The 22326-nt window shown below is 66.6% G+C and carries 16 protein-coding genes, 2 tRNA genes and 1 pseudogene; 11 read left to right on the top strand and 8 right to left on the bottom strand.

The features are described from left to right. Both D7W81_RS25470 and greB read right to left on the bottom strand, forming a co-directional pair. Nucleotides 1-873 (bottom strand): deacetylase (locus D7W81_RS25470; protein WP_120557995.1); only part of this gene is annotated, 873 nt, incomplete at its 3' end. A 9-nt stretch (nucleotides 874-882) separates the two neighbouring features. Next, on the bottom strand, nucleotides 883-1416 hold the full coding sequence (gene greB, locus D7W81_RS25465; protein ID WP_120557994.1) for a transcription elongation factor GreB: 534 nt from the start codon (nucleotides 1414-1416) through the stop codon (nucleotides 883-885). Nucleotides 1417-1604: 188 nt separating this feature from the next. On the opposite strand from greB, the gene D7W81_RS25460 reads away from it, so the two are divergent. The 10 genes and pseudogenes from D7W81_RS25460 (at nucleotide 1605) to D7W81_RS25420 (ending at nucleotide 14718) form a co-directional block, all read left to right on the top strand. Further along, nucleotides 1605-1677: transfer RNA gene (locus D7W81_RS25460), tRNA-Lys, on the top strand. 12 nt (nucleotides 1678-1689) lie between these two features. Further along, nucleotides 1690-1762: transfer RNA gene (locus D7W81_RS25455), tRNA-Glu, on the top strand. 255 nt (nucleotides 1763-2017) lie between these two features. After that, nucleotides 2018-3922 (top strand): N-6 DNA methylase, encoded by a 1905-nt coding sequence (locus D7W81_RS25450; protein WP_120557993.1) that lies wholly within the window; start codon nucleotides 2018-2020, stop codon nucleotides 3920-3922. Next, a complete protein-coding gene (locus D7W81_RS25445; RefSeq protein WP_120557992.1) occupies nucleotides 3912-5168 on the top strand; it encodes a restriction endonuclease subunit S in 1257 nt (418 codons plus the stop codon). The genes D7W81_RS25450 and D7W81_RS25445 overlap by 11 nt, the downstream gene beginning before the upstream one ends. After that, complete coding sequence (locus D7W81_RS25440; RefSeq protein WP_120557991.1) at nucleotides 5165-8383, top strand: type I restriction endonuclease subunit R; 3219 nt, start codon at nucleotides 5165-5167, stop codon at nucleotides 8381-8383. The genes D7W81_RS25445 and D7W81_RS25440 overlap by 4 nt, the downstream gene beginning before the upstream one ends. Nucleotides 8384-8776: 393 nt before the next feature. Continuing rightward, nucleotides 8777-9415 (top strand): DUF6310 domain-containing protein, encoded by a 639-nt coding sequence (locus D7W81_RS25435; RefSeq protein ID WP_306440907.1) that lies wholly within the window; start codon nucleotides 8777-8779, stop codon nucleotides 9413-9415. Further along, on the top strand, nucleotides 9412-10167 hold the full coding sequence (locus D7W81_RS25430; protein ID WP_120557989.1) for a DUF5953 family protein: 756 nt from the start codon (nucleotides 9412-9414) through the stop codon (nucleotides 10165-10167). Before D7W81_RS25435 ends, D7W81_RS25430 begins: the two co-directional genes overlap by 4 nt. A 461-nt stretch (nucleotides 10168-10628) precedes the next feature. Next, a pseudogene (locus tag D7W81_RS44435) lies at nucleotides 10629-10718 on the top strand (transposase); the annotation flags it as partial. 66 nt (nucleotides 10719-10784) lie between these two features. Then, nucleotides 10785-11147 carry a hypothetical protein gene (locus tag D7W81_RS25425; protein ID WP_244227420.1) on the top strand — a complete coding sequence of 121 codons (363 nt, stop codon included), beginning with the start codon at nucleotides 10785-10787 and terminating at the stop codon, nucleotides 11145-11147. A gap of 349 nt (nucleotides 11148-11496) precedes the next feature. Then, nucleotides 11497-14718, top strand: coding sequence for a Kelch repeat-containing protein (locus D7W81_RS25420; RefSeq protein ID WP_158621685.1), 3222 nt, complete (start codon nucleotides 11497-11499; stop codon nucleotides 14716-14718). A gap of 245 nt (nucleotides 14719-14963) precedes the next feature. On the opposite strand, the gene D7W81_RS25415 is transcribed toward D7W81_RS25420, so the two are convergent. Genes D7W81_RS25415 through D7W81_RS25405 form a run of 3 tightly spaced genes read right to left on the bottom strand, consistent with a single transcriptional unit; the run spans nucleotide 14964 to nucleotide 18444 of the window. Beyond that, on the bottom strand, nucleotides 14964-16370 hold the full coding sequence (locus tag D7W81_RS25415; protein ID WP_120557987.1) for an O-antigen ligase family protein: 1407 nt from the start codon (nucleotides 16368-16370) through the stop codon (nucleotides 14964-14966). After that, complete coding sequence (locus tag D7W81_RS25410) at nucleotides 16370-17194, bottom strand: PIG-L deacetylase family protein (RefSeq protein WP_120557986.1); 825 nt, start codon at nucleotides 17192-17194, stop codon at nucleotides 16370-16372. The genes D7W81_RS25415 and D7W81_RS25410 overlap by 1 nt, the downstream gene beginning before the upstream one ends. Further along, a complete protein-coding gene (locus D7W81_RS25405; protein WP_147445619.1) occupies nucleotides 17191-18444 on the bottom strand; it encodes a glycosyltransferase family 4 protein in 1254 nt (417 codons plus the stop codon). The genes D7W81_RS25410 and D7W81_RS25405 overlap by 4 nt, the downstream gene beginning before the upstream one ends. A gap of 176 nt (nucleotides 18445-18620) precedes the next feature. Here D7W81_RS25405 and D7W81_RS25400 point away from each other — a divergent pair, with 176 nt between their 5' ends. Beyond that, nucleotides 18621-19811 (top strand): glycosyltransferase family 4 protein, encoded by a 1191-nt coding sequence (locus tag D7W81_RS25400; RefSeq protein WP_158621684.1) that lies wholly within the window; start codon nucleotides 18621-18623, stop codon nucleotides 19809-19811. A 4-nt stretch (nucleotides 19812-19815) separates the two neighbouring features. Here D7W81_RS25400 and D7W81_RS25395 read toward each other — a convergent pair whose 3' ends face one another. From D7W81_RS25395 to D7W81_RS25385, 3 genes are all read right to left on the bottom strand, one after another. Next, nucleotides 19816-20709, bottom strand: coding sequence for a glycosyltransferase family 2 protein (locus D7W81_RS25395; RefSeq protein ID WP_120557983.1), 894 nt, complete (start codon nucleotides 20707-20709; stop codon nucleotides 19816-19818). Further along, nucleotides 20706-21911, bottom strand: a complete 1206-nt coding sequence (locus D7W81_RS25390; RefSeq protein WP_120557982.1) for a hypothetical protein — start codon at nucleotides 21909-21911, stop codon at nucleotides 20706-20708. Before D7W81_RS25390 ends, D7W81_RS25395 begins: the two co-directional genes overlap by 4 nt. After that, nucleotides 21911-22326 (bottom strand): glycosyltransferase family 4 protein (locus D7W81_RS25385; RefSeq protein ID WP_120557981.1); only part of this gene is annotated, 416 nt, incomplete at its 5' end. The genes D7W81_RS25385 and D7W81_RS25390, both read right to left, overlap by 1 nt.

Here is a 22326-nt window from a genome sequence, read left to right as displayed (position 1 = left end):
GGGCATGCGGGTCCAGGGGAAGCGGGCCTGCAGCGCCTCTTCGTCCAGGGACAGCACCTGCTGCGCCTGAAAGCGCCGGGCCTGGTGCCAGCCGGACGTGTCGAGCCGCCGGGCCAGCCGCCGCGACAGGGGGCTGATCATCGGCGTGGGCGTGAAGAGGGCCGGCTGTCCCTCCGCATCCCGCATGCAGCCCAGCTCCACCGCCCACGCGAGGAGCCAGCGGGGCCAGCCACGGCCCGCGCGGCGGAACGCGCTGAAGCGTCCCTGGGCGGCGCCGTCCACGAACGAGAAGCGCGGCTCGTAGACGCACGCGGCCGCGAACGTCGCGGGCATCAGGGCCACGCCTTTCGCGCCGATGCGGCGGGCCATGAGGTGCAGGAGCTCCAGGATGTCGCGCGACAGGGAGAGGCCGGGGTGGAGCTGTCCGGGCAGGGGCGGCCGGCTCCAGTCGAAGGGGCGTCCCGGGTGCTGCAACAGGAGGCTGTCCACGTAGAGCAGCGGGGCCTCCGCCGCCGAGTGGGTGAAGCCGACTTCGGAGCCCGGGGCCTGGCGCAGGGACAGGTCCACGACGGGCGAGTGGTAGCGACGGCTCAGCAGGGTGAGGCGCGGCTGGAACGGGTCCTGGCAGGACAGGCGCAGCTCGTAGGGGCCCACGCGCTCCTCCAGGCGCTGCGCGAAACCGTAGGCCTGGAGGGCGCGCTCCAGCCCCTCGCGGCTGTAGGTGCCGAACGCCAGGCCTACGCGGTCACCGCCGGACTCCAGGCCCAGGTCGTCCAGGGACAGGGGCTCCTCCGCGGACGCGGCCAGGTCCACGCTGCTCAGGCGCGAATAGGTGCGGCGAGCATGGGGGCTGAGCTCTGGCGTCCGGGGCATGGGGGCGTCCTAGTCGTAGCGGATGTCCACCAGGGTGAGCTCAATCTCACCCCGGGGGCGCCGCACCTCCACGGTGTCGCCCGGGGCCTTGCGCAGGAGCGCGCGGCCCATGGGTGACTCGACGCTGATGCGGCCTCCGGAGGCGTCGATCTCATCCGAGCCGACAATCTGGTACGTGCTGCGGATTCCGGCCTCGTCCTCCAGGGTAACAGTGGCGCCGAAGTAGACTTTCGAGCGGTCCTCCTGCTCCGAGGGGTCGACGATGGTGGCGGAATCCAAACGCTTCGAGAGGAAGCGGATGCGCCGGTCAATCTCCCTCAGGCGCTTCTTGCCGTAGATGTATTCGGCGTTTTCCGAACGGTCGCCCTGGGCGGCGGCGGCGGACACCTCGGCGGTGACCTTGGGGCGGGCCTCGTTGAGCAGCTGGAGCAGCTCGCGGTGCATGCGCTCGGCGCCCACACGGGTGAGGTAGCGGCGGAACGGGGCCTGCTCGCCTGCCTCTTCGTCCTCAAGGGCGTCGGGTTCGGGAACTTCCTGGGACATGCCCCGTGTATAGCGCCGGGCCCTGACGGGCGGTGGGCGCCCGGAGGGCGGATGTTCACCAGGGCCAGGACGGAGCGTGTCAGGAAGCAGGGGCTGCGATCGCCAGTGGAAGTCCCCGGGCGCTGCTGGTAGGAAGCGCCTCGCGGGGCAGCGGGTGGCTCTGCGGCCGGTGGTAAAAAAAGAATAGCGAGTCGCTAGCTCAGCTGGTAGAGCACCGGCCTTTTAAGCCGAGGGTCGGGGGTTCGAGCCCCCCGCGACTCAAGCAGTGGCGACGTCCCCGTCGTCTAGAGGCCCAGGACGCTGGCCTTTCAAGCCGGTAACACGGGTTCGAATCCCGTCGGGGACACTGGAACAGCCCCGTAGGTACCCTGGAAACACAGGGTGCCTACGGGGCTGAACCGTTTCTGGGGATCGCTGGAGTCCGGTCGATGACGTACGGATTGCGTACGAAAATCCCCTTGCGACTCGCCGCTCTTCCCATCAACGGGCCATTGAGAGCTTCACGCAGTGCCGCGTGCTCGAAATCCAGCAGCGCCGAGTAGAAGTGGAAGACCCGTGAACTGGGGGAGCACCTTGGAGGTTGCGGTATGTTCCCCCGCCGATGGCTCTCCCCCCTCCCCTGACTCAACAGCAGCGGCGTTCCGCGCTTGAACAGATCTCCCGCGACCGGCTCATCCGCCTCTCAGACCACTTCAAGTTGATTGTCGGCGGCCGTCGAGTCGCTGAGAACCACATCAGCGCAATCATTGAGTCCAGTTCCGTGGATTTCAGTGAATTGCTCGGCCTCCTCAAGCGCGAGGAGCTTCAGGCCATCTGCGAAGGTCTGGGATTGGACCGGGGTGGTCGTGAAAAGGATGTCCTTGTCCAGCGCATCCTGAACCTCGGCGAAACCCGCGACGAAGTTGAGACTGCCGCAAATGCGTCCGTGGCTGCTCAACCTCAAGCCGAAACGCGTAAACGGGCTCGCGCTGAGAAGAACGGCGGCGATCTCGGCTTCGAGTCCACCCTCTGGCAAGCGGCCGATAAGCTGCGGAACAACCTCGACGCCGCCGAGTACAAGCATGTGGTCCTCGGCCTGATCTTCCTCAAGTACGTCAGCGACGCCTTCGAGGAGCGCCGGGTCCAGCTCCTGGCCGAAGCCGACCAAGGTGCCGATGCGGAGGATCCAGACGAGTACCGGGCCGAAAACATCTTCTGGGTTCCCAGAGAGGCCCGCTGGTCTCAGCTCCAGGCGCAGGCGAAGCAACCGACCATCGGCAAGCTCGTGGACGACGCAATGGTCGCCATCGAGCGGGACAACCCCAGCCTGAAGGGCGTCCTGCCGAAGGAGTACGCCCGCCCGGGGCTCGATAAGCAGCGCCTTGGCGAACAGATCGACCTGATCGGCAGCATCGGCCTCGGAGATCGAGAGAACCGCAGCAAGGACATCCTCGGACGGGTCTACGAGTACTTCCTCTCGGAGTTCGCCAGCGCCGAGGGCAAGAAGGGCGGCCAGTTCTACACGCCCCGGTCCGTGGTGAAGCTGCTCGTGGAGATGCTGGCGCCGTACCGGGGCCGGGTCTACGACCCCTGTTGCGGCAGCGGCGGCATGTTCATCCAAAGCGAGAAGTTCGTGGAGGCCCACGGCGGCAGGCTCGGGGACATCAGCATCTTCGGCCAGGAGTCGAACCCCACGACGTGGCGCTTGGCCAAGATGAACCTTGCGATCCGGGGCATCGACGCGAACCTCGGCGCGGAGAACGCCGACAGCTTCCACCGGGACGAGCACAAGGATTTAAAAGCTGACTATGTGCTGGCGAACCCACCATTCAACGACAGCGACTGGGGCGGGAACCGGCTCCGAGAGGACGTGCGCTGGAAGTTCGGTGTGCCCCCGGCTGGCAATGCGAACTTCGCCTGGGTCCAGCACTTCATCCATCATTTGGCCCCAACCGGGATAGCGGGCTTCGTCTTGGCGAACGGCAGCATGTCCTCGAACCAAAGCGGCGAGGGAGACATCCGCCGGGCCATTATTGAGGCTGACCTCGTAGACTGCATGGTGGCGCTGCCCGGTCAGCTCTTCTACTCGACGCAGATCCCAGTCTGCCTATGGTTCCTAGCCCGCGACAAGAAGAGCAACCGGCTCCGGGACAGGCGTGGTCAGACGCTGTTCATTGACGCCCGTAAGCTTGGGCGGATGCTCGACCGAACTCATCGAGAGTTGACCGATGAGGACATCGCTCGGGTCGCAGGCACCTATCATGCCTGGAGAGGCGACAAAGGCGCGGCCAAGTACGCGGATCTTCCTGGCTTCTGCAAGGCTGCGCGTCTGGAGGAGATCAGCAGCCATGACTTTGTCCTGACTCCTGGTCGTTATGTCGGCGCAGAGGACGTGCAGGACGATGACGAGCCGTTTGCGGCGCGGCTCCAGCGACTGACGTCCGTGCTGAGGGCCCAGTTCGAGGAGGGGGCCCGGCTGGAGCAAGCAATCCGCGAGAACATCCGGAGGCTGGGCGATGGCGTCTGAACGGCGAGTTGTACAACTTGGTGATGTGGTGAACCTGCTGACAGGCTTCCCTTTCAAAAGCCAGTTCTACACCGAGAGTCCTGCCGACCCGCGTCTACTGGGAGGCGACAACATCGTGCAGGGCTCGTTGAGATGGGAAAAGGTTCGGCGATGGCCCTTGGCCATGACAGACGGCCTCGACCAGTACTGGCTACACGAAGGCGACGTCGTTCTCGCGATGGATCGTCCCTGGATAGAAGCGGGGCTCAAGCGGGCTGCTGTTGGTCCCCATGATCTGCCGGCGCTGCTTGTTCAGCGGACTGCGAGACTTCGCGGGACCGACGAACTCGATACGAAGTTTCTGCGCTTCCTCATTGGAAGCCGCGAGTTCACCCAACACATCCTGGCCGTCCAAACTGGAACCGCTGTCCCGCACATCAGCCCTTCGCAAATCAAGGAGTTTCAATTCGCGTTGCCACCGCTAGAAGAGCAGCGGACGATAGCTGAGGTCCTCGGCACCATCGATGACAAGATCGAATTTAACCGCCGCATGAACCAAACCCTGGAGGCCATGGCCCAGACGTTGTTCCGGTCCTGGTTCGTGGATTTCGATCCGGTTCGGGCCAAGGCTGAGGGTCGCCAGCCTAATGGCATGGACGCGGAAACTGCGGCGCAGTTCCCGAGCCGGTTCGTAGACTCTAAGCAAGGGAAAATCCCTGAGGAGTGGGAAGTCCACAACTGGAGCGAACTCGTCTCCTTGGAATATGGGAAGGCTCTCCGTCACTACAGCGAGGGTAGTGTTCCGGTCTACGGAACCAATGGGCGGATCGGGTTTCACAGCACGCCGCTGTGTGCTCACGCTGGTGTCATCGTTGGTAGGAAGGGAGCGTATCGAGGCATCCACTACTCCCCCGTCCCCTTCTTCGTAATCGACACAGCGTTCTACGTGGAGCCTTGTGCGCCGCTGGAGATGCGCTGGGTGTACTACGAGCTTCTTCGAGAGGGGGTAAACTCGATGGATTCAGGTTCAGCAATCCCCTCCACAAGTCGATCTGACTTCTACGCTCTAAAGACTATCGTTCCGCCTCATGCAATCCAGAGTCGGTTTGTAGACCTCCTTGAGCCAATGTGGCGGAGACAGCAAGCTAATGACCAGGAGAGCCGTACGCTTGCCAATTTGCGCGACTCCCTCCTGCCGAAACTGCTCTCTGGGGAGCTTCGCGTCCGCGGCGCTGAGGCCCAGCTCGCGGCCATTGCCTGCTCATGAGCTCGAACCTCACTGAGGCTGTTGCCGAAGAAGAGGCGCTCCGCTACTTCAAAGAGCTGGAGTATTCGGTACATATCGCTCAGAAGAACGATCCCGGTCTAGATCGCGAGAACCTCGGCGACGTTGTTCTGATTCCCCGACTCCGAAACGCCATCGACAGGCTAAACCCTGGCCTACCCGAGGCGGCACGTGATGAAGCCCTCCGGAAGGTGCTGGTCCAGGAGCACCCAGTCCTGGTCCAGGAGAACCGCCGCAACCACCGACTCCTCGTCGATGGCGTCGAGGTCGAGTACCTCCAGGACGGTCGCATCACCGGCGACCGGATTCGGCTGATCGACTTCGAGGTCCCGGAGAACAACGACTGGCTGGTGGTCAGCCAGTTCACGGTGATCGAGGCCGGGCACAATCGCCGCCCTGACCTCACGGTATTCCTCAACGGGCTCCCTGTCGCGGTCATCGAACTGAAGAACGCCGCCGACGAGGACGCCACCATCTGGACCGCCTTCCACCAGCTCCAGACCTACAAGAAGGACATCCCATCACTGTTCCGATTCAACGAACTCCTGATCGTCAGCGACGGTCTCGAAGCTCGGATCGGCTCTGTGACGGCGAACCGGGAGCGGTTCTCACCCTGGCGGACCATCGAAGGCGAAGACCTCGCCCCGACGACGATGCTCGGTTTGGAGGTCCTCATCCGAGGCGTCTTCGAGCAGCGGCGACTCCTGGATTTCATCCGGCACTTCATCGCATTTGAGGAGGACGGCGCTGAAATCATCAAGAAGCTCGCTGGCTACCACCAGTTCCATGCCGTGCAACGGGCTGTCGACGCGACAGTGCAGGCAGTCCGCCCCGATGGAGATCGGCGCGTTGGCGTCATCTGGCACACGCAGGGTTCCGGAAAGAGCCTGACGATGGCCTTCTACGCAGGAAAGGTGGTCCTGCATCCGGCCATGGCGAACCCGACCTTGGTCGTACTGACGGACCGGAACGATCTCGACGACCAGCTCTTCGCGACCTTCAGCCGCTGCCACGAGCTGCTCCGACAGAAGCCCGTCCAGGCGGAGGACCGAGCCGACCTCCGGGAGAAACTGAAAGTCGCCAGCGGCGGCGTGGTCTTCACGACGGTGCAGAAGTTCGCCCCCGAGGAGAAGGGTGACCGATTCCCGCTGCTCTCGGACCGCCGGAACATCATCGTTGTCGCGGACGAGGCGCACCGCAGCCAGTACGACTTCATCGACGGCTTCGCCCGGCACCTGCGGGACGCGCTGCCGCACGCAAGCTTCATCGGCTTTACTGGGACTCCCATCGAGACCACGGACAAGAACACCCGTGCGGTCTTCGGTGAGTACGTCAGCGTCTACGACATCCAGCGGGCCGTCGAGGACGGCGCCACGGTGCCCATCTACTACGAGGGCCGGCTCGCCAGGCTGGAGCTGCTGGATTCGGAGCGACCGCACATCGACTCCGAGTTCGAGGAGGTCACGGAGGGCGAGGAAGAGATCCGCCGGGAGCGACTCAAGAGCCGGTGGGCTCAGCTCGAAGCCATCGTTGGTACGGAGAAGCGGCTCGGGGTCATCGCCAGGGATCTGGTGCAGCACCTGGAGCGGCGCCTGGAGGCCATGGACGGCAAGGCCATGGTGGTCTGCATGAGCCGGCGGATCTGTGTAGAGCTGTACCGCGAGTTGGTCCGGCTACGGCCCGCATGGCACAGCGACGATGACGAGAAGGGCGCTATCAAGGTAGTCATGACTGGCTCAGCCTCCGACCCGCTGGAGTGGCAGCCGCACATCCGCGGCAAGAGCCGCCGCGAGGCCCTGGCCAAGCGCTTCAAAGACCCGAAGGACGAGCTGAAGCTGGTCCTGGTCAGGGACATGTGGCTGACCGGCTTCGACGCGCCCTGTGTCCACACCATGTACGTGGACAAGCCGATGCGCGGCCACGGCCTCATGCAAGCCATTGCCCGGGTGAACCGCGTCTTCAAGAACAAGCCCGGCGGCCTGGTGGTGGACTACCTGGGGCTTGCCGATCAGCTCAAGTCCGCGCTGGCCACGTACACGGAGGCTGGTGGCAAGGGTGGCACGGCCATCGACCAGAACGAGGCCGTGGCGGCGATGCTGGCGCGCTTCGAGGTCTGCCAGGCCATGTTCCACGGGCTCGAATACCGGCAGGTGATCGGCGACCTCAAGCGGCTTCTGAACTTCCTGCCAATGGCGCAGGAGCACATCCTGAAGCAGGAGGACGGTAAGGACCGCTTCGTCCAGACAGTCACGGAGCTGAGCCGGGCCTTCGCGCTCGCGGTACCGCATGAGGATGCGCTGAAGGTCCGGGACGAGGTGGCCTTCTTCCAGGCCGTGAAGGCGGCACTCGTCAAACGGGCGACGGTGGATGCCAGGCCGGAAGAGGACCTCGATCAAGCCATCCGGCAGATAGTGAGCCGGGCGGTTGCCGCCAGCGAGGAGGTCATCGATATCTTCGCGGCTGCCGGACTGAAGAAGCCGGATATCAGCATCCTCTCAGACGAGTTCCTTGCCGAAGTCCGGGGACTGCCGCAGCGGAACGTCGCCCTGGAGCTGCTTCGGAAACTCCTCAACGACGAGCTGAAGCGCCGGTCGAGGACGAACCTGGTCCAGTCGCGAACCTTCTCGGAGATGTTGGAGCGCGCCGTCCGGTCGTACCGGAATCGGGCCATCGAAACCGCGCAGGTCATCGAGGAGTTGATCAAGCTCGCCGAGGAGATGCGCGAGGCGCAGGCCCGGGGAGAGAAGCTCGGGCTCTCGGATGATGAGCTGGCCTTCTACGAAGCGCTCGGCCTGAACAATGCCGCGCTCCAATTCATGGGCGAGCCGGTGTTGAAGGCCATGGCCCGGGAGCTGACGGAAATCATCCGCAGAAACGTGACCATCGACTGGACGCAGCGGGAGGCGGCTCGGGCGAAGCTCAGAACCCTCGTGAAGCGGTTGCTCCGCAAGTACAAGTACCCGCCGGACCGGCAGGATGCAGCAACGCAGACGGTGATGGAACAGGCCGAGCGGCTCTGCGAAACCTGGGCCGAGGATGGGCTACTGGAGGCGTCGGCGACTCCGCCCCCGGGCGCCTCTGCCAGTGTGATTCAACTACCGTCGCAGGTGTATCAGCACGAGCCAGCGAAGCCACTGATGGCCGCTGAGCCTGACCCGAAACTGGATGTCCCACCGAAGCCCCGCCGCCGGCATTAACTGGTGGGCTCCATCCAGCAGCAACGCGCAGCACGCGGAGGTGCGGCGCGTCGCGTGATCAGGATGGGCCATTCCTGACCTGTAGCTCCCTGCCGTGGTGGAAAGGCCGTGGTCATGCGTTTCAGAGCTTGCATCGCGCTTCTGCTCTTTCTTTCTGCCTGTGCTTCGTCGACGCCCTCTCCCAACGAGCGGGGAACGCGGAGCCAGCGACTTGCCAATCTCCAGCGAGCGGCGACGCTGCCGTGGACGGACGGGGGACGATGCGTCGTCCGTGAGGCGTCGCAACCTTGGCCCGCGCTGGTGGAGAGGTGCTATCGGACCCTCGACCATGACCGGCTCGCGTTCCACGACACCACGGGAAGATGCACGGTCGCCTCCGCTGACGCCGCTGCCGTGGGAATCGGATTCTGCGTGCTGGCGGCTCCTGAGATTGCCCTGGGAGCAGTGATCGTGCTTGGCGTGGTGGTGATCGGCGTCGCCATCAAAGAAGCACTGGATGCGTATGAACTCCGCCACGCCTACCCCGAGGAATCAGGAACCTCACGAGGGACGAAGGTGGCATCCCGCGAAGCCGAAGCCCAACGCGAGCCCAAGCTTAAGCCCGAACCAGCGGCGCAGGACCGGCAGCCCCCAGTACCTCCTGCGCCTGTAGACCGGACGGGACGCGCCAGCTGCGAACCTGTTCCAGTGCCTCACGCGGGCGAGGACGACCCGCATAATGAGTGTGCCGACAAGTTCCCACCCAACCGTTATCCAGGGATGGACGTGCTCGTTGGCGGTGTACGATTCGATGCGTTGCAAGTCGGAGTACGCAAGCTTTGGGAAATCAAGACCCATCGCTTCGATTTGTACAGTGACTTCGTCCGGGATCGAGAGATTGAAAAGGAAATCAAACAATTGGAGGCAGAACGAAGGGCCGCAGCGGCGTGCGGATATCAATTTGTCGTTGGAGTAAGCACTCAAATTCACAAAGATGCGCTGCTGCAAGCGGATCAGTCTTTGAGGGTTGTTGTCACGGGGTGTAGGCGATGACTACGCAAAAAAAACTTGCCATCATTGTCTATGCGCCTGCGCTCGTGGGTAAAGACCGCCGCACAGTCGATAGCGTTCATGGACTGGAGAAGGCGCTGCCCGACCTGCGTCTGGAGTGGCGACTCTCGAAGAGCGGGCGCCCCATCACATTGCCGCAGCGCGACGCGTGGCTCCTCGAAAGCATTTCGGAAGGCGGATTTCCTATCGTGTGCAACGGGGATCAGAGCTACCCCGTGACGGTGTGGGGAAGGGAAAGAGATGGACTCTTCAGCGCAGGCGGTCAGTCCCAGTTTGAGGTTCACGCAAAACTGCCCTTGGACGAGCCGGTAATCGCGTCAGCGGCGGCTGTGCTTGAGGGCATAGCGGAAGGAGCACGGGCGCTATGGGGACGAGCGACGCCATATGAAGCAGCGGTGGACATCGCGTATCAGACCGCCCCCACGCTGGAAGGACCTCCGTCCCCACGCCGGGGCCTGCCAGCCCTCAAGCCCTTCGAGCACATCCGCTCGCCCGAGATTCCCTACTACCTCGGGTGGATGAATTACTGGTCTGCCGCTGCCGCGAAGGCCATCGGATTCCCAGACCCGGCCCGCGACTCCGAATTGCTGTCGCGGGCACGGCGCACAACATCGGGTGGGTGGCTCGTGCAGCTCACGGATACACCGCTCGACCTGGACAACCCCGCCCACCTGAACACGCTTAAGCGGACCTACGAACGCTTTCCGGAGATCGGCGGACGGGCAGCGCCTTGACGCGATTCAGGTGGGAGTAGCCCGGCCCATTTTGTGAGGCCCACCGCGAATGCCCTGACAATGCGAGGACGCCTTCGCCCGGGATCATCCATTCGGAGCGCGAGGTCGTAGGTGAAGGAGCTCACGAACGAGCTGCGTGACTCGGGATCGGAGAAGAGGTCCGGGACAACTGCGTCGTAGAGCCGCTTCGCGTGCGCCTTGACCCATTCAGGATCTCCGAGCCGCCTGCGCGACAGTTCGAGCAGGTTCTCGAAGGCCTGTTCCTTCCGGGCGCGCCTCGGCCGTGAGTGGCTTGCGCCCCTGCACTTGAACCTCTCTGAGTGCCTCCGCGAACTGCGCCCGGACTCGTGTCTCGCGCTCATCGAGCTTGTTTCCGAGTTCCTCGAGACGCTCGATCTTCTTCGCGGCTGCCGCGGCAAACACCGGTAGGAGTTCCTTGAAGTACGGCACCGGAACTCAGAATCCGTACGCGGTCTCAATCGCACGAGGTCGCAGCGCTGTACCGGACGCGCTGGCGGATTGAATGCCTTTTTGGCCGCCTGGAGTCCGTCCTCGAAAGCGAGCTACGAGGCCTGGGCTCTCCGCAGGGCGCCCTGCTGGGATTCTGCGTCGCACTGGTGGCCTACGACGTGTTGGCCCTTTTGCAGGCAGCGGTGCAGACCGCCCATCCGGTGTGCGAGCAGAAGCCCATCTCCTCTTTCTACATCGCGGCCGAACTGCGCGAGTACTACGGCGGAATGAAAGCCGCCCTTCCACAGGAAGTCTGGGCGCCCTACGAAAGCCAGACACCCAAGGGGCTGGCCCGGACGCTGGTGGATATGGCAAGGCACGTCTACCCCGTGGTGCTCCTCAAACATCCTCGCGGGCCGAAGTCAGTGAAGAAGAAAGGCTACGCGCCAGGCAGTGAGGTGCGCCGGCAGGTCGCGACGTCACGCGTCCTCACTGCCGGCACCGTCGACTACGTCAAGCAAGATGTTTAGAGGGGTGGCCCTCAGCGTCTGGCCCGCCTTGAAGTCCTTGCCAGTGAGGACCGCCGCATGGCAGCGGGCGAACTTGACCCTGCGGAAGGTGAACTCGACCCATCAGCGGGGTGGTGTCTGGCTGCGCGGATCCGATGGCCGGGAGCGTCAAAAGCGTGGGCTCTATTGCTTACTGGATGTATTCCAGGCTCTAAGGCGTTTCATGCATAAAGTCAGATTTCCAGTCTTCCTGCTCATCACGCTCGCTCTGGGCAGTTTGAGTTGCAACTCCAAGCCCGCGAGTCCCACGCCGGCCAGGACCGCCAAGTCTCAGGCGGCCCTCGTCACGGGATGGCAGGAGACAGGCTCGATGAGCCTGCCCCGCAGGCTCCCCACGGCCACCGTGCTCGACTCCGGCAAGGTGCTCGTCGTGGGCGGCTGGGCCAACGAATTCCACGCCTCCGCGGAACTCTATGATCCGGGCTCGGGCACGTGGCTCGCCACGGGCTCCCTGCCCTTTGGACGGGAGGGGCACACCGCCACCCTGCTGCCTTCTGGCGAGGTACTCGTCGCCGGTGGGGAGATCCAAGCCGCGCCGGGCTACACCGCCACCGCGGCGCTGTATTCGCCGCAGACGGGCCTCTGGACACAGGCAGGCTCCACCTCCATGGCACGCGCCTACAGCACGGCGACGCTGCTTCCTTCCGGCAAGGTGCTCGTCGTGGGTGGCGGTGACAACAATGGCTCCTACGCCCGGGTGGATGTGTATGACCCGGCGGCGGGCTGGGCCCCCCTGTCCTCTGGAACGAATGACGAGCGCAGGCGCCACACGGCGACGCTGCTGCCCTCCGGCAAGGTCCTTGTCGTCGGCGGGCGGGGCTGGCGCATCTTCGAAACAGCGGAGGCGTATGACCCGAGCCATCCTCAATCGGGCTGGGCCTTTGTCGCCCCCATGGCCACGCCCCGCTACGACCACACGGCGACGCTGCTGCCCTCCGGCAAGGTCCTCGTCACTGGCGGCAGGAATGCAACAGGCCCTCTCAACACGTCCGAAGTCTATGACCCGCTGACGAATAGCTGGACCGTCGCGCAGATGGCCACGCCTCGGACGCTCCACACCGCGACGCTGCTGCCCTCCGGCAAGGTGCTCGTCGCGGGGGGCGAGGTGTCCACTCCGCTGGACACGGCGGAACTCTACGACCCGCAGACGAATACTTGGTCCGCCAGCATCACGCTTCGGACTCCCCGCAGGCTCCACGCTGCGGTCATGTTGAGCGCCCACTCCAAGGTCCTCGTGCTGGGCGGTGAGAACGTTGTCTCGGGCCAGACCGTGAAGCTCAACACCGCGGAGTTGCTCGACACCTGCGAGACGGTCACCTGCAACAGCGCGCCGAGCCAGTGTCACTCTTCGGCTGGCGTCTGCTCCAACGGCGGCACCTGTACCTACCCACTTCAGCCGGCCGGCTCTACTTGCAACGACGGCAACGCCTGCACGGGCAATGACACCTGCGGCAGCACCGGCACCTGCTCCGGCACCGCCATCGCCTGCGAGGCCCCGCCCGGGCAGTGCTACCAGGGCGCGGGCAGCTGCTCCGATGGCTCCTGCTCTTATGCCTACAAGGCGGCGGGCGCCCAGTGCGATGACGGGGATGCGTGCACGCTGAGCGAGACGTGCAATGGGTCCGGAGGATGCGCGGGCACGCCGGTAAGCTGCACCACTCCGCCTGGGCAGTGCTACCAAAGCGCTGGCACCTGCTCCAACGGCACCTGCTCGTACTCACTGAAGGCCGCCGGCACCCCCTGCAACGACGGCAACGCCAGCACCCTCGGAGACGTCTGCAGCAGCACCGGGACGTGCGCCGGGACGGCGTGCAACACCCCGCCCAACGCCCAGTGCTACAACCCGACAGGCACGGAGTCCAACGGCACCTGCGCCTACACGCCCAAGGCCGCTGGCACCGCCTGCAACGACGGCGACGCCACCACTCGCGGCGACGTCTGCAACAGCACCGGAACGTGCGCCGGGACGGTGTGCAACACCCCGCCCGACGCCCAGTGCTACAACCCGATTGGCACGGACTCCAACGGCACCTGCGTCTATACGCCCAAGGCCAATGGCACCTCCTGTAACGACAGCAATGCCTGCACCCAGAGCGACACCTGCCAGAGCGGCACCTGCTCCGGCTCCAACCCCATCGTTTGCACCGCTTCGGATCAGTGCCATACTGCGGGCACCTGCAACCCGCTCAACGGCACCTGCTCCAATCCCCTGAAGGCCGCGGGCAGCACCTGCAACGACGGCAACACCACCACCATTGGAGACGTGTGCAGCAGCACCGGGACGTGCGCCGGGACGGCGTGCAACACTCCGCCCAACACCCAGTGCTACAATCCGACAGGCACGGACTCCAATGGCACCTGTCTCTACACGGCCAGGGCATCCGGTACCGCCTGCAACGACGGCAACGCCACCACTCGAAACGACGTCTGCAACAGCAGCGGGACGTGTGCCGGGACGGTGTGCAACACCCCGCCCAATACCCAGTGTTACAACCCGGTAGGCACGGACTCCAACGGCACCTGCGTCTACACGCCCAAGGCCGCTGGCACCTCCTGCGGCGACTCAGACTCCTGCACCACGGGCGACGTCTGCAATGGCGCCGGCTCGTGTGTCGGCACGCCGTTGTACTGCTCCACTGCGAGCGCTACCTACTGCAGCGGCAACAACGTCCGGCGGTCCACCGGCACCGGTACTTGCAGCGGCGGCTCCTGTGGCGCCACCGACTCCTTCGTCCAGACGTGCTCCGTCTCGAGCAGCACCTTTTGCAGCGGCAACAACTACTACCAGAGCGTCAATGACGGTTGCAGCAATGGCGCCTGCGATTCATACCAGCAGTTCCTCCAGACGTGCTCCCCCTCGGACAGTTACTCCTGCATCGGCAACACCGTCCGGAGGACCACCAGCGGCCTCTGCACCGGCAGCGGCTGTAATGGCTCCAGCGCCGTCAACGTCCAGACGTGCTCTCCCGTGGACAACTACTCCTGCATCGGCAACACCCTCCGGAGAACCACCAGCGGCCTCTGCAGTGGCAGTGGATGTGGTGGCATCAGCACCACGGACAGCCCGTGCTCCCCCTCGGACAGCTACTCCTGCAGCGGCAACACCGTCCGAAGGACCACCAGCGGCCTCTGCGCCGGCAGCAGCTGTACCGGCACCAGCACCACGGATGTCCAGGTGTGCTCCCCCGTGGACACCTACTCCTGCAACGGCAACACTGTCCAGAAGACCACGAGCGGGCTCTGCAGCGGCAGCGGCTGTGGTGGCACGATTACCACCAACGTCCAGACCTGTGGCAGCGGACAGACGTGCAGCAATGGAGCGTGCGTCGCCGTCGGTGGAACATGGCGCAGGGATACAAACGGCAACGGGGGGTTCTGCGACGACCTTTGCGGGGTTTTGATTTGCAACTCATTCTGCCCGCCTCAAAGGTGCTCCTCCTCCAACCCGGAGGGTCAGCCATGCTCGACGCTCGGTGCGACTTGCAACGCGGTCCCCTCCGCCAAAGTGTACGCCCAATACAATTGCCAGTAGGTGCCGACCCACGCACTCATTATTGAGTCCAGAGTGGACGACTCCGCGCCCCAAGTGTCAGGGGCCGGGGTCAACGGACCGCATCCGGGTTGTACCGCGCCGGATTTTTGAGACACCCGATTGCATCCGGGCGGATGACTCCGTGCCCAACACGGAGTCATGCCCCGGACGCAGCGCGCCCCCCTCGGCTAAGGGAAACCCGCCCTATCGGGGGACGGCCCTCTTTGGGAACCGGATGCTCGGCATCACGCCATGGAGGCCCGCTTGGCCATCACCGACGGGCGGGCCGGGTACACGGCCGCGAGCGCTCCCAGCAGGATGTGCAGCAGGAAGAGGAGCGGGGTCTGCCGGTATTCCCACTCGGAGAAGCTCTGGGCGAAGGCGCCCACGAGGCCGAAGAAGACTCCAATCCCGAAGCGTGAACGGAACGCGGGCGACCGGCTGGCGAAGAAGCTGGCGCCCATCGTGAACCAGCGCAGCCAGACCAGGGCAAACAGGACGACTCCGGGCCAGCCTGTCTCACCGAGCGTAATCTGATACAGGCTGTGCGCCGGAGGCGCCTGCGCCGCGTCCACGTTCGAGCCCGCGGGGATGGGCCCGTCCGGCGGCACCTCGTCGGTGCCCGTGTAGGGGAGGTACCCGTACCCGATCATCCTGCCGTACGTGTTCGATACCCAGTAGGACCAGTTGTTCAGCCCGACGCCAAAGAAGTGGTCCGCGCGCATCAGCCGCGCGAGATAGACATACGTTCCGCGCCCTTCGTACTCCTTGCCTCCGAACTCCTTGGCCAGCCCTCCCTCTGACTCGAAGCGGGCCTGGAAGGACGGCGCCACCTTGAGGCCCACGGGGATGGACACAAGGAACAGCGCGAACGCCACCGCGAACGTCTTCCGGGTGGGCTTCAGCGCCCCGCACGTCAAGGCCACTCCCACCAGGAGCAGCCCGAGCGAGACGAGCCCCGCACGCGACACGGTGCACAGCACCGAGAAGGAGCCGAAGAAGGTGGCCACACCGCACAGACGCTGGAGGCGGGGCCCTACGTCCGACAGCGCCACCGCGAGCAGCACCGGGACGGCGATGAGGTTGAACATCGACAGTGTGTTCGGGTGGAACAGCGTCCCGTCCGCCCGGGCGTGCCCCAGCACGACGCGGGAGTGGATGACCCAGAACCACTCGTAGATGATCGTGATGGCCAGCGCCGTGACGATGCGGCGCAGGTCCCGCTCGTTCTTCACGTAGTACGCCACCGTCACGTACACCATGAGGCCGCGGAACATCTTCGACAGCTCGAACAGGCCGAACAGCTGGGGCTCGGAGAGGAGGATGTTCACCGCGTTGTACGCGATGAAGACAACCATGCTCACGAACGCGCAGGGCACCCCGAGCCGCTGGCCCGGCTTGCGCTTCCGCAGCTCGTCGGCGAGCAGGAAGATCCACAGGAAGTCGAGCCAGCAGAACTCGAAGCCCCGGGTGGTGCCGCGGTACCACTCGCGGCTGAAGAAGTTGATGGTCCGCGCCGAATAGTGGGTGGTGCCCCAGATGAGCAGGCCGGCGCAGAGGTGCTTCAGTTGTGGAAACCTCCCCACGGCGGCGATCCCCGCCGGAATCACCACCGTGCACACGCCCAGGAAGATGAGCGACTTCGTCTCCATCAGCTCGCCGCGATGTCGATGCGGCGGTAGAGCTCGTAGTCCTCGAAGAAGCACGCGAGGAACTGGCCCCCGTCCACGTCCTCCAACGTGTGCCAGCGCGGCTGCGCGTCGCGGCGCTCCATCTGCGAGGCGTGCCGCGCCAGCGCGGCGCGCTTCTGCGCCAGCACGTCCCGGATGAGCACCTTCGTCCGGAACTGCCTGGCCATCCGCAGCCCCACCCGCGCGGACACCGCCCCCGCCAGTGCCGGCCGCCAGGTCCACCCGAAGCCCACCATGGGCCAGTGCCGCCAGGCCCACACCGCGTACTCGAACAACGTCACCGGCAGCCCCACCCGCGCCACCGCCTCGCGCACGATGTGGTTCGTGCTCACGTGGTCCCGGTGCTCGCCCCGGGCGTAGGGGACGAAGAGCTGCTCCGGCCGATGCCGCCACAGCAGCTCCGCCACCCGCGCCACCGCCGCCTCGAGGCACGCGTCCAGCTCACGGTCGGGAAAGCCCAGCAGGAAGACGTCCCTCTCCTCCACACCCAGCACCTTCGCCGCGCCCCTCACCTCCCGCGCCCGCACCGCCTTCAGCTCGTCGTGCGTGAGCAGGTCCGGGTGCGAACCGGCGCCATCCGTCAGGCAGACGATGCGCACCGCCGCCCCCACGCGCCGCTTCTGGAGGATGGTGCCCCCGCAGCCCAGCGTCTCGTCATCCGGGTGCGGCGCGAACACCATCGCCGGACGCCGGAGCGCGTCCGCGTCGAACGCGCGGGCCCGCCGCTCCAACGCCATCCGCTGCATGCGACGGAGCGCCCGCCGCACCGGGTTCCCGTCCCTCATCGCCGCCCTCCCTCTTCGATGACGGCCTGGTAGAGGTCCTCGAGCTTTCCCGCCACCGCGTCCCAGCTGAAGCGCCGGCGCACCAGCTCCGCGCCCGCACGCGCCGCCACCTCCAGCCGCTCCGGGTGGGCGAGCGCCTGGCGCAGCGCCATGGCCCAGTCCCGTACCTCCAGCGTCGGCACGCTCAGTCCGTCCTCGCCAATGGCCCCGGCGAGGTCCGCCAGCCCCGAGTGCACCGCCAGCATCGCCGGACGGACGGCGGCCCACGCCTCCAGCACCACCAGCCCGAAGGCCTCATGCACCGACGGCACCAGCACCAGCCGGGTGAGCGCGAGCAGATCCGGAACCTCCTTCTCCGCGTCCAGATTGCCCAGCAGGTGGACACGCGCCCCGAGGCCCAGCGCCTGGATCTCGCGCCGCAACTGCTCCTGGTAGGTGGCGTCCACCACCGCGCCCGCGAGGACGAGGTGGTGATCCGTGGGTGCGCCCTCGGCGAAGGCCCGGATGGCCAGCAGCTGGTTCTTCTGCGGCGAGATGCGCCCCACCAGCGTGACGAGCGGCGCGTCGGCGAACCGTGGCCAGCGCCCGCGCGCGCGGTCCGCACTCCCAGAGGCCAGCCGCTCTAAATCGACGCCCTGGTCGAGCCGGACCACCCGCTCCCCTACCACCTCGGCCAGGGCACGCCGCTCCTCCTCGTTGAAGGTGATGACACGCGCGGCGTCGTGGATGACGCGCCGGGCGCCGAGCAGCATTCCGAAGGGCTGGCCCACGTCGATGAGCCCCGAGAGCCGCCGTGCGGTGTCCTGCGCCAGCTGCGCCTTCTGCGCCAGCAAGGGTCCGTGCACCGAAAGGACGTACGGGCGCCCCGTGAGGCGCATGGCGATCCGCACGGCCCCCCCGATGCGCCCGGCCGTGTGCAGGTGCGCCAGGGCAACGCCACGGTCGCGCGCGAGCCGGAGGGGCTCATCGAAGGTGATCAGGTTGCCCGCGTTGGCGACCAGCGCCTTCCGTTTCTCGGCCGGGCCGATGAAAGGACAGAAGGCCTGGTAGCGCACCAACGGCACCTCGGGGCCCAGCGCCATATCTGGCTCCGAGGGGCCACCTGGCGCGTGCACCTCCGGACGCCAGCCCCGCTGTGCCAGCCGCCGCGTGACCTCCACGACGTGCGTCTCCGTCCCGCCCCACTCCCGAGGATTGTATTTGCGAAGGACGTGCACCACGCGCCGCTTGGAGCGCTCCACAACAGTCATGGGGGCGGGCACCACGCAATTTGCGGACCAGACACACCGCTCAAGCCCGCTAACTCACTTGCAACCCGACCCATTTGGAGACGTCTCAAAGCGAGACATGCGGGCTGTCGCTGGGTGTCTCGCGAGGAGAAGCACCTCGCGCGGCGGCACGCGCCCTGCAATGTGGCGCTCCACTCGTGAAAGTCACCGTCCTTACCAACCTGTACCCCCCTGACATCCTCGGCGGCTACGAACTCCTCGCGCGGGACGTGGTCGAGACACTGGAGCGGCGAGGACACGCGGTGGATGTCCTCACCACCGGCGACGGCTCGGAGGCTGGACGCGTGCTGCGAACGCTGTGCCTCGCACGTCGCTTCGGCCGGCCCGCGGGTCGAGATCGCCTTCGTCACTTCGTGGCCGGCGCACTGAACACCGCGGCGGTGCGGCGCTACCTGCGCGTCCACGGAAGGCCGGATGCGGTGCTGGTCATGAGCCAGCGAAGGCTGGGGCTCGCGCCGCTGCGGACGCTCCAGGAGGCCGGCGTGCCCGCGGTCGTCACGGTGAACGACGACTGGCCGGTGGCGTTCAGCGCGGGGCGGAACGCGCGGCCCAGGGCCCAGCTGGGCGGCCTGCTCGATGAGCTTTTGGTGCCCTCGCGGACGTGGAGAGGCATTGAACCCGCCGCGGTCGCGTGGCTCTCGGACGCGGTCCGGCGCACGGCGCTCGCAGCCGGCGTGCCGCTGGGCTCCGGCGTGGTGCAGCCGCAGGGCGTGGACCTCTCATGCTTCACCGCACGGCCCTTCCGGCCCATGCGCCCGGAGCCTCGGTTGCTCTTCGTTGGCCGGCTCCATCCGAGCAAGGCCCCCGACGTGGCCATCGACGCGCTGGCGGAGTTGGAGAAGCGCGGCCTGCGGGCCACCCTCACGCTGGCGGGCGCGGCGGACGAGCCAGCGTACCTCTCGGCCTTGCGGCAGCGGGCACGGGCGCTGCGGGTGGACGGGCGCATCACCTGGGCCGGCAAGCTGCCCCGCGAGCAGTTGCCCGCGCTGTACCGGGACGCGGACGCGCTCCTGTTCGCCTCGAAGCTGGAGCACGAAGGCCAGGGGCTCACCTACCTGGAGGCGATGGCCTGCGGCCTGCCGGTGGCGGCCTCCCCCAGCGGCGGCGCCCGCGACTTCCTCGAACGGCACGATGCGTCCCTGCTGGTGAAGCCATGCACGGGCGAAGCCTTCGCCGAGACGCTGACAGCCCTCCACCGGGATGCGGCGGCGCAGGAGGCGCTCGTCCAACGCGCGCTCGACATCGTGAGGAGGCATGCCTCCCTTGATGCCTACGTCCGCTGCCTCGAGAAACTCCTGCGGCGCGCGGCGGCCACCGCGGCACGGTGAAGGCTCACTGCCGCCGCAGCACCACCTGCTGACCGATGCTCAGGTCCGTGTTCCCACTCCGCAGGCGCTTCTCTCCCCACTGGTGTCCCTTCAACCAGGCCCAGTGGTACACGAGCCGCCGCGGGAGGGAGAGCAGCAGGCCCGCGGCGTCACGCGTCTGGAGGTGCACGACAGCATCCCGCGCCCATGACGCCCCCACCTTCCGGGCCAGCCCCAGCACCGACGCGCCGTCCCCCAGGATGAATGCGTCCGCCTCGCCCTCGATGAAGCGGCGCCCGTACAACTGCTTCAGCGTGTAGTTGTGCGAGTGCATCACCAGCGCGTCTGGCGCGTAGCGCACCCGGAGCCCGTTGTTGCGCGCCCAGTGCCCCCACTCCGTGTCCTCGGAGCCCCATGCGTCCTCGTAGAACGGGTGCTTGAGCCACGCCTCGCGCGTCATCGCCGCGAACGGCAGCGAGTAGGTCATCCAGGGCGGCGCCTCACCCCGCTCCGGGAACGCCACCGCGTAGTCCCGCCGCACCCACGTGTGCGCCTCAGGCCGCGGCAGCTGCCGGGCGAACGTCGCATCCGCCTCGCCGCGCTCGATGGGCGCCAGCAGCCGGTCCAGCGCATCGGGCGTCAACGGCACCACATCGGAGTTCTGGAAGACGACGAGGTCTCCCGTGGCCTCGCGGATGGCCCGGTTGAGCACCGCGCCCGGAAAGTACGCCTTCGCCTCGATGCGGATGAGCCGTGCCGGGAAGCGGGAGACGATGTCCAGCGTCGCATCCCGGGAGCCTGAGTCCACCACGAGCAGCTCGAAGTCCCGGCGCACCTGCGAGAACAGGCCCGAGAGCGCCTGGCCGATGACCCAGGCCGAGTCCTTCGAGCGCATGATGACGGTGACCTTGCGGCTCATGAACCCGCTCCCAGGACGAGGCCAAGCTTCCGCGCCACGTGCACGAAGTTGGGGTCTCCGGACTCGCGCCAGAACCGCAGGTACGCACGCCGCAGATCCACCGGCGAGGAGCTCGCCGCGCCCAGCACCCGCCGCGCGAACTCGGCGCCCGGCGTCCCCCCCACGTCGAACGCCACGAACGGAAACGCCGCCGCCAGCCCCCCGCGCGGCCCTCCGAGCTTCAACCCCAGCCGTGCTCGGAGCCCCAGCTCCGGCGAGGCGTCTGGCCGGAACCGCACCACGTTCCGGGCCCGCCGCAGCCACATCCCCGGCCGCAAGCCGCCCTCTCCCAGCGAGTGCTTCAGCGTCCGCTCGACGTATCCGTCCCACTTCAGCCCGGGCACCGCCAGTCGCGAGGCCTCACACGCGAGGTGCACCTCCGCGAGTTTCGTCCGCACCTCGTCCATCCAGGGCCCCAGCTCGCGCGGGGCGAAGCGCGCGTCATCCGGCTCCAGGCGGAAGGCGCTCGCCTCTTCGTACAGCCGGCGGAAGCCGTCCGGCACGTCGTGCCGCCCCGCCATCCGCCGCCGCTTCTCCGCGTAGCTCCAGTCGTACGCTCCCAGGAAGAACAGCAGCGCGTCGCCGTAGCCGATGATGGCCTTCGCCGTGTGCCGGAGGATGGTGCGCCGCGCCTCCCCTTCCAGCGCGCCCTGGTCCCGCAGCGCCTCGTTGATGACGAGCAGCGTGCCCCGGTTCACCGCCAGGTTCCGCACGTCGTCCGGGAGGATGGCGTCGCGCGTGAAGTGCTTCAGCCCTGGCAGGAACGACGCATCGCCCGCCACCGTCTTGTGGCCGAACCGCATGTCGTACCACATCACCAAACACGGAGACCTCCGCAACGCCCGCACCGTCACGATGCCCAGGTCCAGCCCCAGGCCGTGCCGCTCGCGCAGCGGGTCCAGCGCATCATCCAGCTCTGCCTTCAGCCCCGCTCGTGGCGCCCGCTCCAGCACCAGGAGGAAGTCGAGGTTGTTGTGGGGCCGCTCGGCACCGTCCCGCCGGTCCACGCCGCCCTCGCCGCGCCCGTAGCCACCCATGAGGGCCAGCGTCCGCAGCGCGCTCCGAGGGACGTGGCCATGGACGACGTCCGCGGCCTCGCCCACCACCTGGGCGATGCGCGCCTCCACCTCGGCCGAGCCCTTCAACGTGAAGCGCCCGTGCATCACGCTGCCCGCCGTCCCGCGCTCGCCACGGACTCCAGCAGCGCCAGCAGCCGGGTCACGTGCCGCTCGGGGGTGAAGTGTTCCTGATAGGCCCTCAACGCGTTCTCCCCCAGCCTTCTGCGCGGGTCCGGCCCGGCCAGCATCCCGTCAATCGCCGCCGCGAGCTCCAGCGGATCATTGGGCCGCACGCCCAGCCCCGTTTCGTCCGTCAGCCACTCGCCCACGCCGCCCACGCGGCTGGCGATGACCGGGGTGCCGTGTGCCATCGCCTCGACGCCCACCAGGCCGAACGTCTCCGGCGCGCGGCTCGGGAAGACGACGCACGCCGCGCGCCGGTACAGCGCGGACAGGGACTCGGGCGCCATCGAGCCCAGGAAGCTCACCCGTCCCGAGAGCCCCAGCCCCTCCACCATCG

The sequence above is a fragment of the Corallococcus aberystwythensis genome (assembly GCF_003612165.1).
GTDB lineage: Bacteria > Myxococcota > Myxococcia > Myxococcales > Myxococcaceae > Corallococcus > Corallococcus aberystwythensis.
Note: the sequence above shows the minus strand (reverse complement) of the source record. Positions and strands in the feature narration are given on the sequence as shown.

Coding starts and splice junctions, on each gene's coding strand:
- D7W81_RS25440 (WP_120557991.1), top strand. CDS start 5,165: ATGAGCTCGAACCTCACTGAGGCTGTTGCCGAAGAAGAGGCGCTCCGC.
- D7W81_RS25445 (WP_120557992.1), top strand. CDS start 3,912: ATGGCGTCTGAACGGCGAGTTGTACAACTTGGTGATGTGGTGAACCTG.
- D7W81_RS25405 (WP_147445619.1), bottom strand. CDS start 18,444: ATGACTGTTGTGGAGCGCTCCAAGCGGCGCGTGGTGCACGTCCTTCGC.
- D7W81_RS25450 (WP_120557993.1), top strand. CDS start 2,018: ATGGCTCTCCCCCCTCCCCTGACTCAACAGCAGCGGCGTTCCGCGCTT.
- D7W81_RS25420 (WP_158621685.1), top strand. CDS start 11,497: ATGAGCCTGCCCCGCAGGCTCCCCACGGCCACCGTGCTCGACTCCGGC.
- D7W81_RS25390 (WP_120557982.1), bottom strand. CDS start 21,911: ATGCACGGGCGCTTCACGTTGAAGGGCTCGGCCGAGGTGGAGGCGCGC.
- D7W81_RS25415 (WP_120557987.1), bottom strand. CDS start 16,370: ATGGAGACGAAGTCGCTCATCTTCCTGGGCGTGTGCACGGTGGTGATT.
- D7W81_RS25430 (WP_120557989.1), top strand. CDS start 9,412: ATGACTACGCAAAAAAAACTTGCCATCATTGTCTATGCGCCTGCGCTC.
- greB (WP_120557994.1), bottom strand. CDS start 1,416: ATGTCCCAGGAAGTTCCCGAACCCGACGCCCTTGAGGACGAAGAGGCA.
- D7W81_RS25395 (WP_120557983.1), bottom strand. CDS start 20,709: ATGAGCCGCAAGGTCACCGTCATCATGCGCTCGAAGGACTCGGCCTGG.
- D7W81_RS25410 (WP_120557986.1), bottom strand. CDS start 17,194: ATGAGGGACGGGAACCCGGTGCGGCGGGCGCTCCGTCGCATGCAGCGG.